This window comes from Legionella tucsonensis (assembly GCF_001468035.1).
Classification (GTDB): domain Bacteria; phylum Pseudomonadota; class Gammaproteobacteria; order Legionellales; family Legionellaceae; genus Legionella; species Legionella tucsonensis.
In genome coordinates this window covers 1654894-1665836 of the sequence record NZ_LNZA01000001.1, presented here as the reverse complement: position 1 = coordinate 1665836, position 10943 = coordinate 1654894, and the positions used below count along the sequence as shown (strand labels likewise).

The following is a 10943-nucleotide window of genomic DNA, read 5'->3' as shown; positions in this document are numbered from 1 at the left end:
AGTAACTGAGAGTGTATCGCAGGGGTGTTGAATGCAGGGGCCTAGGGTTAAACTTCTCAGTTTTCCTACAAACAAGCTACACTTTCTAAAAGAGGCATTGCGTGAATAGTGACAAATTTCTTCATAAGCAGGAGGCTTTATGAAATTAAAACGTTTTGTTGCGACCGATACACGCAGCGCTATGAAACAAATTAAAGAAACGCTTGGTGCTGATGCCGTTATTTTGTCCAGCCATCATATAGATGGTGGAGTGGAAGTTGTTGCTGCGATTGATTTTGATGAAACAATTCTGTCAACCTCAGCAGCAGTAGCTTGCGCTGAACCAACGAGTCAAGCTAATAAATTCCAAATGCAAACACCCCTCGATGACATGCGTCAGGAGATTCAAACACTAAGAAGTATGCTTGAGGCACAGTTAAGGGGAAACGTGGGCGTCCATGAGCCTTTGCATACTATTTTACTGCAAAAACTTCTATATCTTGGGGTAAGTCATACTACAGCCGCAACTTGGGCATGTTCTGTGCCATCTGATTTAAATCAACAAAGAGGCTGGGAAGCTGTATTGAATCACATTGCGGATCAATTAACCATTTGTGATACACGAAGAATAGAAGAAGGTGGGGTTTATGCTTTTGTTGGTCCAACTGGTGTTGGAAAAACGACAACATTGGCCAAAATTGCAGCCCGATTTACCTTGAGATTTGGAGCGGATAAGTTAGGTCTTGTTACTATGGATACCTATCGAATCGCGGCGCAAGAACAACTCATGATGTATGGAAAAATTTTAGGAGTTAAGGTCTGTGTTGCACAGGATGAAGTTTCTTTGGCGCGAGTATTACGGCAATTAAATGACAAAAAATTAATTCTGATTGATACCGCTGGAATGAATCCTGCGGATGAGCGAGTTGTAAAACAAATGCATGTCTTGGGTACTTATTTATTGTCGATTTCCAAGGTTTTGGTTTTGCCTGCAACAAGTCATTACCAAGTGTTAATTGATGCAATAAAACGGTATGAAGCAAATCAAATTGATCAGTGTATTTTGACCAAGTTGGACGAGTCATTGGCGGTAGGTGGGGCGTTGAGTGCACTTATTGAGTCGGGTTTAGGTGTGAGCTATCTAACACACGGGCAACGCGTACCTGAAGACATTAAAATGGCCACGCGCCATCAGTTAATTGAGTTATTTGCAGAGCAAGAAACACAACTATTCCAGACGGATAAAGTTAAGAAAGTACAGCAAAGTTCTGGGAGAGAATATCATGTCTAAAGTGAATCAAAATATAAGCGATCAGGCTTCTGGTTTGAGAAATCTGTCTCGTGCAAAACCGATTAAAGTAATTGCAGTTTCAGCAGGAAAGGGAGGTGTAGGCAAGAGTAACGTTTCTGTCAATTTGGCAGTTGGTTTGGCTCAGCTTAAAAAAAGAGTAATGCTGCTTGATGCTGATTTAGGATTGGCTAATATTGATATCATGTTGGGGTTGCATACCCGATATAATTTATCACATGTAATGCAGGGAATCTGTCATTTAAGTGACATTATTATGTCAGGGCCTGATGGCATCCTTGTCATTCCTGCAGCCTCTGGTACAGAGTTCATGACGCAACTCTCTGCTCCAGAGCTTGCTGGAATCATCGATTCATTTAATGAGCTTACTGATGATTTAGACTACATGATTATTGATACTGCTGCTGGTATTTCTGACACTGTTTTAAGTTTTGCCCGTTCCTCGCAAGAATTAATTGTTGTTGTATGTGATGAACCCACCTCATTAACCGATGCATATGCTTTAATTAAAGTAATGAGTAAGCGTTATGAATGGACTCGTTTTCATATTTTGGCAAATATGGTACGGAATGAGAGAGAGGGACGGGAATTATTTAACAAATTATTCAAAGTTTCCGAGCAATTTCTCGAGGTTCAGCTAGACTATTTAGGAGCAGTACCTTTTGATGAACACATACACAAGGCAGTGAAAATGCAAAAACCGGTATTAATTGCTTACCCTGATTCTGCTGCTGCTTTAGCACTTAGACAGTTAGCAGATGAAGTATCTGAGTGGCCTCCCAGCTCCTTATTGGGAGGTAATACCAGTTTCTTTTTAGAGCGTTTAGTAGCAGGTGAATTTTAAGGAGATCATTGTGGATGCTTTGGCTGCCTATAGCAAAGTTAACCAGCAGATTCAGGAAACGCTGGTAAAAACTCATGCCTTATTGGTTAAACGCATAGCACATCATTTATTGGGACGTTTGCCACAAAGCGTACAGCTGGATGACTTAATACAAGCAGGAATGCTCGGATTACTGGAAGCAACACGACATTATGATTCTTCCAAAGGCGCTTCATTTGAAACCTATGCGGGAATTCGCATTAGAGGGTACATGCTTGATGAAGTAAGACGTAATGATTGGGTACCTCGCTCAGTACATCGTAATGCAAGAATGATTTCGGAAGCTGTTAAAAATATTGAGCATCGGTTAGGAAGGGAAGCTAAGGATTCTGAAATTGCAGTTGAGCTTGGAATATCGATTGCTGAATACCATGGAATGTTGCAAGACTCTGTGAGCAGTCACTTGTATGGTTTTGACGATTTGGGCGTCACTGATGATGCCCTGCAGGTTGAAAATGGATACGTTTCTACTGAGCCGCATGTCAATGTATTGCATAGTGATTTAATGCATCGTTTATCCGAGGTTATTCGGGGATTGCCTCAGAAAGAACGAATGGTACTTTCTTTATATTATGAACAGGATTTGAATCTAAAGGAAATTGGGGAGGTTATTGGCGTTAGTGAATCACGCGTTTCACAGATTCTTAGTCAGGCAATACATCGAATTAAATCACGGTTACCGGAATAAAAAAGAATGGATGCTTTAACTTTAATAGGGATACTCACTAGTTTTTTAGCTATTACACTTGCCCAAGTTCTTGAAGGTGGAAGTATGCAGGCTTTAATGAATTTGTCTGCATTGTTGATTGTGCTCGGAGGAACAATTGGAGCAGTTATGGTGCAAACACCACTATACACCTTTAAAAGAGCATTTAAAATTTTGCCTTGGGTTATTACTCCCCCTAAACTTGATTTTGAACCTTGCCGCAACAAAATGTTGGATTTAGCACGAAGAGCACGTCAATTGGGGCTTCTTTCTCTAGAGGAGCACTTAGAGGTTGAAAAAAATCCGCTTATCAATAAGGGCTTGGAGTTATTGGTAATTGGTGTAGATAAACTCACTATAAGAAAAGTCTTGGAGGACGAGATAGAGCGAGTAGAAACTCATGATATTCACGCAGCACAAGTATTTGAAAGTATGGGGGGATACAGTCCAACCATAGGAATTTTGGGAGCAGTGTTGGGATTGATTGAAGTGATGCGTCATTTATCTGAACCGAATGAATTGGGATTAGGTATTGCGGTAGCTTTCGTAGCGACAATTTACGGAGTTGGAATGGCAAATCTTATTTTTTTACCCGTGGCAAATAAGTTAAAAAGTTGTATTGCTCGTCAGGTACATTATGACGAAATGATTGTAGAAGGTATTGTCACTATTGCTTCTGGGGAAAGTCCAGGTGTTTTGATGTTAAAACTCAATAATTTTGGTCAGCAAAAGAAAAATGAAAAAAAGAAAAAAAAGAAATGAACAGCATAATGATCATCATCGTTGGGTTGTCTCATATGCAGATTTCATTACCTTATTATTCGCATTTTTTGTAGTGATGTATGCTATTTCGTCTGTCAATACCTCAAAGTACAAATCACTTTCAGATGGAATGAAATCGGCTTTTAATAAAAAAGATGAAGCTCGAGCTCTTAAATCAACAAAAAGTATAAAAGATGGACCACAAACCACACCATTTCAAGGGCCATTTCATGATGGGCTTGATGAATTAAATCAAGCACTTATAGAATTACAAGATGGAAATTATAAGATAAATCGACAGGAAGGTTGGATAGAGTTGGATATTAAATCAGGAGCTTTATTTGACTCAGGTGAGGCAGATTTAAAACCAGAAGCTTTTGTTAAATTAATGCAATTAGCCGCTAAAATTAAAAAATCATCTTCTATTGTCGCAGTAGAAGGATACACAGATAATGTTCCTATAGAAACACCGCAATTTCCATCAAACTGGGAGCTTTCAGCAATGCGTGCAGCAGTTGTTGGACGTACTTTAAATTCATTTGGGATAGCAACAGATCGTCTTTTAGTGACGGGTTATGGTGAACAATATCCAGCTGCAGATAATGTTACAAAATTAGGGAGAGCTGCAAATCGTAGGGTGACTATTATCATTGCTTTGAATCGAAATGTTCCTCGACTTTTAAACCCTGCGATAAGCGAACAAGCTCATAGTGTGGTCATCGGGGGTAAAAATAAATGATAACTTTTCTTTTAAGCGTTAATGTGGTTGTTTTTTTATTTATCGTGAATTACTTATTGAGTCAGCGGAAAAAACTAATCAGTTTTCGAGAGGATTTGAATACACAGCAAAAATTAATTGATCAAATCACAAAGGATCATCCTGTATTGATTCATGCTGATTTATTATTCTCCAAGCAGTTAAAAGAAATTAATACTCAATTGATTAGTATGGATAATCAAATCCAGGACTTGGAAAATAAGCGAGATAATGATGGTGGATATCGCCATGCTTTGCGTATTTTGGAGATGGGTGGTAATCGCGATGAAATTGTCGAAAGTTGTCATTTATCCCTCGCAGAAGCAGATTTATTAATGAATTTGCAAGCCTATCGGACCGCAATGAAAACTTCATAGCTGTTTTTTTGCCTACTTTCACGGTAAAATCCCAGACTAATTTTTTACTAAGTAATGCTCTTCTCATAATGTAGCCCAGCCAGGGCTACATTATGAGAAGAGCATTGGGCGATTACTATTTTTTAAGAGACATTTATGTTAGAAGTAAACCAAATTAATCTTAATCTGGTGGAGCTTGATAAGCGAGTAGATGCGCTTAGGGGGTATCTTTGACTTTGACGCTAAGAGTGAGCGTTTAGAAGAGGTTGTCCGAGAACTGGAATCATCAACGGTTTGGGATAATCCAGAGATTGCGCAGGCATTAGGACGAGAAAGAACACAGCTTGAAGCAATAGTTACAACTTTAACTCAATTAGGTCAATCCATTACTGATTTAAGTGAATTGTTTGAGATTGCGCGTGAGGAAGGTGACGAACAAACGATCAATGAAATTGGCGAAGAATTACACTCTATTGAACAAAAGGTTGCCGATTTAGAATTTCGCCGTATGTTTTCCGGAAAAATGGATGACTCGAATGCTTATTTAGATATTCAGTCAGGTTCAGGGGGTACGGAGGCACAGGATTGGGCAGAAATGTTGTTGCGCATGTATTTGCGTTGGGGTGAGCAGCATGGGTTTACTACGGAATTAATTGAGTGTTCTCCAGGCGAGGTTGCCGGGATTAAAAGTGCTACGATTTATTTTAAAGGAGAGTACGCTTTTGGATGGCTGCGTACTGAAAGCGGAGTACATCGGTTAGTACGAAAGTCCCCTTTTGATTCAGGAAATAGACGGCATACCTCTTTTGCAGCAGTATTTGTTTCACCTGAAATTGATGATGATATTGATGTAGAAATTAATCCGGCGGATTTACGTATTGATACATACCGAGCTTCCGGAGCTGGAGGGCAGCATGTTAACCGAACTGATTCAGCAGTACGTATTACTCATGCGCCAACTGGGATTGTAGTACAATGCCAGAATGATCGAAGTCAGCATCGCAATAAAGATCAGGCAATGAAACAACTGCGTGCCAAATTATATGAATTGGAAATGCAAAAGAAAAATGCAGAGCAGCAAGCATTGGAAGCAAGTAAATCAGATATAGGGTGGGGATCCCAAATTCGTTCCTACGTATTGGATCAATCTCGTATTAAAGATCTGCGCACCAGTGTCGAGACGAGCAATACGCAAGCAGTATTGGATGGGGCGTTAGATCAGTTTATTGAAGCCAGTTTAAAGGCAGGAGTAGGGCAGCATGAGTGAAGAACAAATTGAACATATTGATGAAAGTGAAGTTTATTGTATTCGTAAACAAAAATTGGCTGAATTACGTACAAAAGGTTTTAATTTTCCAAACCAGTTTCATCGTGAAAATTTAGCCCAGGAAATCATAAAACATTATGATTCATTAGATAAGGAATCTTTAGCGCAACAGCATACTAAGGTTACGGTAGCTGGGCGTATTGTGCTGAGACGTATTATGGGTAAAGCCAGTTTTTTTCATATTCAAGATTTTTCTGGGCGTATCCAAGTATATCTCCGAGCCAATGATCTTCCTGAGCAGTATGAAGAGTTTAAACATTGGGATTTAGGTGATATTGTCGGGGTTAAAGGTGAATTATTTAAAACAAATACGGGCGAGCTTACGGTAAATGCAGAGTATATAGAATTATTAACTAAATCATTGCGACCTTTACCGGATAAATTTCATGGCTTGGCTGATCAAGAAGTAAAATACCGTAAACGTTATGTAGATTTAATTGCTAATGATGAAAGTCGCCTTACCTTTTTAACACGTTCGCGATTGATACAAGCATTTAGACAATTTATGGATCAACACTATTTTCTTGAAGTAGAAACCCCCATGATGCATCCTATTCCAGGCGGCGCTATGGCACGTCCTTTTGTGACGCATCATCATACTTTAGATATGACCATGTATTTGCGCATTGCGCCTGAACTTTATTTAAAGCGCCTCGTTGTGGGTGGCTTTGAGCGAGTTTATGAAATTAATCGTAACTTCCGTAATGAAGGGATTTCAACACGCCATAATCCAGAATTTACTATGGTTGAATTTTATCAAGCCTATGCAGACTATAAGGATTTGATGAATTTTACCGAGGAATTAATGTCTTACCTCTGCGATTCTGTTTTGGAAAGACGTCAGGTGGAATATCAAGGTCAAGTAATTGATTTTGATAAGCCATTTACACGCATGACTGTAAAAGAAGCCATTTTACATTATCATCCGGAAATCGATGCGAAAGAGCTCGAAAGTGTTGTGAGTTGCCGTACCATATTACAGAAAAAAGGATTTCCTTTTAAAGAAACTGATGGTTTGGGTAAGTTACAAATCATATTGTTTGAGGAAACTGTTGAGCATCAATTATTTCAGCCTACTTTTATTACGGGTTATCCTACTGAAATATCACCTTTGGCACGTCGCAGTGATAATGATCCTGATGTGACTGATCGTTTTGAGTTTTTTATTGCTGGCCGGGAAATTGCTAATGGATTTTCTGAATTAAATGATGCCGAAGATCAGGCAGAACGTTTTCGTAAGCAAGTTGAAGAAAAAGATGCAGGTGACTTAGAAGCCATGCATTTTGATAGTGATTATATTGAAGCTCTGGAATACGGATTGCCTCCCACGGCAGGAGAAGGGATAGGGATTGATCGGTTGGTCATGCTATTTACCAATTCTCAATCCATTCGGGATGTTATTTTGTTCCCCCATTTACGACAATAAAATAGAATATTTTTTTATAGTTTGGTTGTAAAGATGTTCTAGCTGGTTTTGAGAGAGTCAAAAGTGGCTTTCTTTAACCACTGCCATTAACTTACTGGCAGTGTCTCTATAGCCAGACTATGTAATTATGAGTTCTATTAAGCACTGTTCCAAATATAAGAAATAGAAAATCAAGGAATAATAATAAGTTATCAGGTGACTTATGTTTGTTACTCACTTCCAGAGGGCGATTACATATATTAGAGAAGCCCAGGAAATCGCGTTATTTATTACACTGGCTGATGCAAGATTATCTGCGATATTTCGTATATCACCTTTATTTTATATCATGTTGCCTTTTATAGGTTTCTTACTGACTGTAAATGCTTTAATAAATGGCTATTATCTCGCAAAAGCAAGCAATCACAATTTTGATCGATGGTTTCTTTTTACTACTTCTGCAGCTTGCGCGGTTTTAGCCAGTATATCACTCTATGGTGCAGCAATATCAATGGCCCTTGGTTATAGTTTTGCTGCAGCACCTTGGTTTCTTATCAGTAGTTTAATTGTGGCATGGGGGCATCAGCTCGTCATGTTGAGTCTCAATTTATATAGAGCATTTGAATCTCCACCAAATAGCATTCAACGTATGCATTATATCCAAGCAGCATTGAGTAATTTGTTTACTATGACTCTTTTAGCTTCTGCTTTAGCGGCAGTTGTTTTTACTCTGCTTTTTCCTATTGCTCCTGCTGTAGGAACTCTATTTGCACTAACTGCAGTCTTATTTACTGGCCTCGACATATTGTGGCGTATTGCTCCTTATAGTTTAAAACAAACAATCAAAGGATGGTTTCATTTGAGTAAACCCGATGTTACTCAGGATGCAATTGCAAGTCAGGAGGAGATCTTAAAACTTAAAAATTTAAAAGAAGAAGCAAATTATCCCAAACATTATAGGATATTTACATGTTGTGATTACAGTGCAGTAATTCGAACGATGGCTCTGGATGCAATCAAACCGTATCTGGTAGGGCTTATTCAGTGTAAATTGCAAGTATTAGGACAAAAAGCCGATCTACAAAATGATAAAATAAAAGATAAAATTTCCTTACTAACAACATTATTAAACGTGATAGAAAACCCTCGAGAAATTTCTAAAAAGGATATATTGGCAAGATATCCTTTAGCGTTTCAAAGTTTTTGGTCTGAAAAAGGCGAGATTGAGCAAATATTTGATGCGGTAATTGTTTCTCAGAATAGGAGTCAACCCACAGAGATAAATAATCTATTACATAAAATAAGTGTATAAAAATATATCAAATACGTGCAAAAGTATATATAATGTTACAATTATTATCTTTTTGAATAAGAAATTTGTTAGTTGAAATGAGACTTTTCAAATTTTGTCTTAATTGCTATGGTCTATATTTATAGTATGTCCTACAAATAAATGATCGAGCAGTAAAGGAGAGTTTTATATGCCTTTTAAATATCGATCGATTACAGCAAATTGTGGCAATGACACACTTGGTGAAGGTGCATCCCGCAGAATTATTCAGTTGCTTTATGAAGACGATGCAGATTTTTTCGTCATTAATTGTCAAGAAGCTCATTTTGGAAAAACTCAGCAACAGTTAAAAGAATTAGCTCTGGAAGGCTATGAGGTAGAATGCTTGAGCCAGATGGCAACTCATACTAAATTGGATACGCAGATCCTTCCTACGACAGGAATGGCAACCTTTGTTATTCATAAAACGGGGTTACAGGTAAGCGTCGTGGGTGATCCAGTAGAAGCACGACGAAGTAGCAGCAGACTAAGTGGTGCCGCATATAATAAAGGAGGCTTGGTTACTCATTTTACTGTAGCACGAAGCGAAGACATTGAAAAAGGTATTAGTGAAGAGCATATTAAGGTTCAAGCAGTTACTGGGCATTTGGATGCAGGTAATGTAGTAAAGCGTAATACAGATTGGCAGAAGCTCTACAGAGCAACTGTAAAAGAGGTTAGCAGCTGGAAGCAGCTTGTTGATGCGTGTCCTGATTTATTGCTTTCGGGATATGATGCAAATACCCGAAACAAATTTGATAAGAAGCATAAGACCGAGACTAAGATTTGGGATAATCCTGATGCTTATCCTGAACTACATGCACTTGATCTTGTTTCCAAGGCAGCAGCCAAGTACAGCAAAGATGAAACCTATAGTCATATAACAAAAGACCCACAAACAGGTGAAGACGTAATAGCTGATCCAAAACGTGAAGGTGATGCAGCACGTGGAACACTTGATTTTGTAACTATCTATGATGGTAATCGCGATGATGAGATGGTTCCAAAGCATATTCAATTTGGTAAAGAAGTAATTGAAGTCAAACCCGAAGAGGGTTCTGAGCGTGATCATAGTGTGATTATCTGTCCTCCTCAAATATGTACACCTCTTGATCCTAATAAGTCATTTGATCGAGTTAAAAATCTAATGGCTGCCCGTTTAATTGGTGTTGCCCCAGATTTAGCTAAAAAAATTCGAAAAATCGAGGAGAGTGAAAAAAGTCAAAATGAACTAGTGAGAGTCTATCAACAATATTTAGGTCCCAATGGATTTTTAGATAAAGCTATCGATTTACACATACGTAAATTGGAGTGTGTTCAACGAATACTGAATGATCCACAAAATAAAAACTTAGAAAGAGTTCTTAAAAATGCTTTATTTAGTGAACTTGAATGGTGTGCTGGTGAGCCAGAACAATTAAAAGCAAAACAAGAGTTAGTGGATAAGTTTCTGGATTCATTGGCTGAATGTGAGCATGCGGTAGGGATCGATGCGCGTTTGGTTTGTTATCTTGATCTAAAACAACAGCTCATCGAAGGTAAAAAAATAGAAGAAATAAATGCAAATGAAGCTTTTAGGGATTCAGCAGTCCAAGCGTATCAAAATCATTATCTGGTCTTTACACAGGCATTAAATAAACTAATGAATGCGAATCCAGACCTTCAAAATGAAATGGGGAAAATATTAATACCACTTCATGCAATTGCTGATCATAGCGATGAAGCTGCATTGAAAAATCTTGATCCAAAAAAATTGGATACGCTGACTCATATTGTTGCACAGTGTCATAAAAGTGTTACTCTGTTGCAGGCAGGTGAAACACAAGAAATGGAAAAAATTAATGCGGAATTAATTAACCTTTCTCATGAGGCAATGGGAAGTTCTTCTTCCGTATGGCGCGCTTTGGCCGAAACTGTGAAGTTCTTTGTGTCTTTAATTTCTAAGATCTCGTCCAACTCAAAATTGGCTGAGCAAGTAGGAATTGTTCAAGATAAAAAATTATCCGACTCTATAATAAAATATAATTCTGCTCTTTATAAATCTGCTCTTAAGGAAATAATTCCCGAGGAAGAGGGAGATAAAAATCACCTGCTTAGTAAATAACTTTACAGGAAATATGGCTAAGGAA

Annotated in this window: 10 protein-coding genes; all 10 read left to right on the top strand. The window is 38.2% G+C overall.

The genetic code is table 11. The features are described from left to right. Window positions 1-139: 139 nt before the first annotated feature. A complete protein-coding gene (flhF, locus tag Ltuc_RS07280; RefSeq protein WP_058520622.1) occupies window positions 140-1270 on the top strand; it encodes a flagellar biosynthesis GTPase FlhF in 1131 nt (376 codons plus the stop codon). Beyond that, complete coding sequence (locus Ltuc_RS07275; protein WP_058520621.1) at window positions 1263-2132, top strand: MinD/ParA family protein; 870 nt, start codon at window positions 1263-1265, stop codon at window positions 2130-2132. Before flhF ends, Ltuc_RS07275 begins: the two co-directional genes overlap by 8 nt. A 10-nt stretch (window positions 2133-2142) precedes the next feature. Further along, a complete protein-coding gene (locus Ltuc_RS07270) occupies window positions 2143-2859 on the top strand; it encodes an RNA polymerase sigma factor FliA (RefSeq protein WP_058520620.1) in 717 nt (238 codons plus the stop codon). A 6-nt stretch (window positions 2860-2865) separates the two neighbouring features. After that, window positions 2866-3639: a flagellar motor protein gene (locus Ltuc_RS07265; RefSeq protein WP_058520619.1), complete on the top strand. Its 774-nt coding sequence runs from the start codon at window positions 2866-2868 to the stop codon at window positions 3637-3639. Then, entirely contained in the window at window positions 3614-4378 is a 765-nt protein-coding gene (locus tag Ltuc_RS07260) for a flagellar motor protein MotB (protein WP_058520618.1), read from the top strand. Before Ltuc_RS07265 ends, Ltuc_RS07260 begins: the two co-directional genes overlap by 26 nt. Next, on the top strand, window positions 4375-4773 hold the full coding sequence (locus Ltuc_RS07255) for a DUF2802 domain-containing protein (protein ID WP_058520617.1): 399 nt from the start codon (window positions 4375-4377) through the stop codon (window positions 4771-4773). Before Ltuc_RS07260 ends, Ltuc_RS07255 begins: the two co-directional genes overlap by 4 nt. Before the next feature lie 135 nt (window positions 4774-4908). After that, window positions 4909-6019, top strand: a protein-coding gene (prfB, locus tag Ltuc_RS07250) for a peptide chain release factor 2 (RefSeq protein ID WP_133138279.1) whose coding sequence is annotated in 2 segments (ribosomal slippage) — window positions 4909-4983 and window positions 4985-6019 — 1110 coding nt in all. Because the reading frame shifts where the segments join, the coding sequence is not laid out codon by codon here. Continuing rightward, on the top strand, window positions 6012-7505 hold the full coding sequence (gene lysS, locus Ltuc_RS07245; RefSeq protein WP_058520616.1) for a lysine--tRNA ligase: 1494 nt from the start codon (window positions 6012-6014) through the stop codon (window positions 7503-7505). Before prfB ends, lysS begins: the two co-directional genes overlap by 8 nt. Before the next feature lie 202 nt (window positions 7506-7707). Next, window positions 7708-8796: a hypothetical protein gene (locus tag Ltuc_RS07240; RefSeq protein ID WP_058520615.1), complete on the top strand. Its 1089-nt coding sequence runs from the start codon at window positions 7708-7710 to the stop codon at window positions 8794-8796. Window positions 8797-8965: 169 nt separating this feature from the next. Then, window positions 8966-10918 carry an exonuclease/endonuclease/phosphatase family protein gene (locus Ltuc_RS07235; protein WP_058520614.1) on the top strand — a complete coding sequence of 651 codons (1953 nt, stop codon included), beginning with the start codon at window positions 8966-8968 and terminating at the stop codon, window positions 10916-10918. The last annotated feature ends 25 nt before the right edge of the window (window positions 10919-10943 follow it).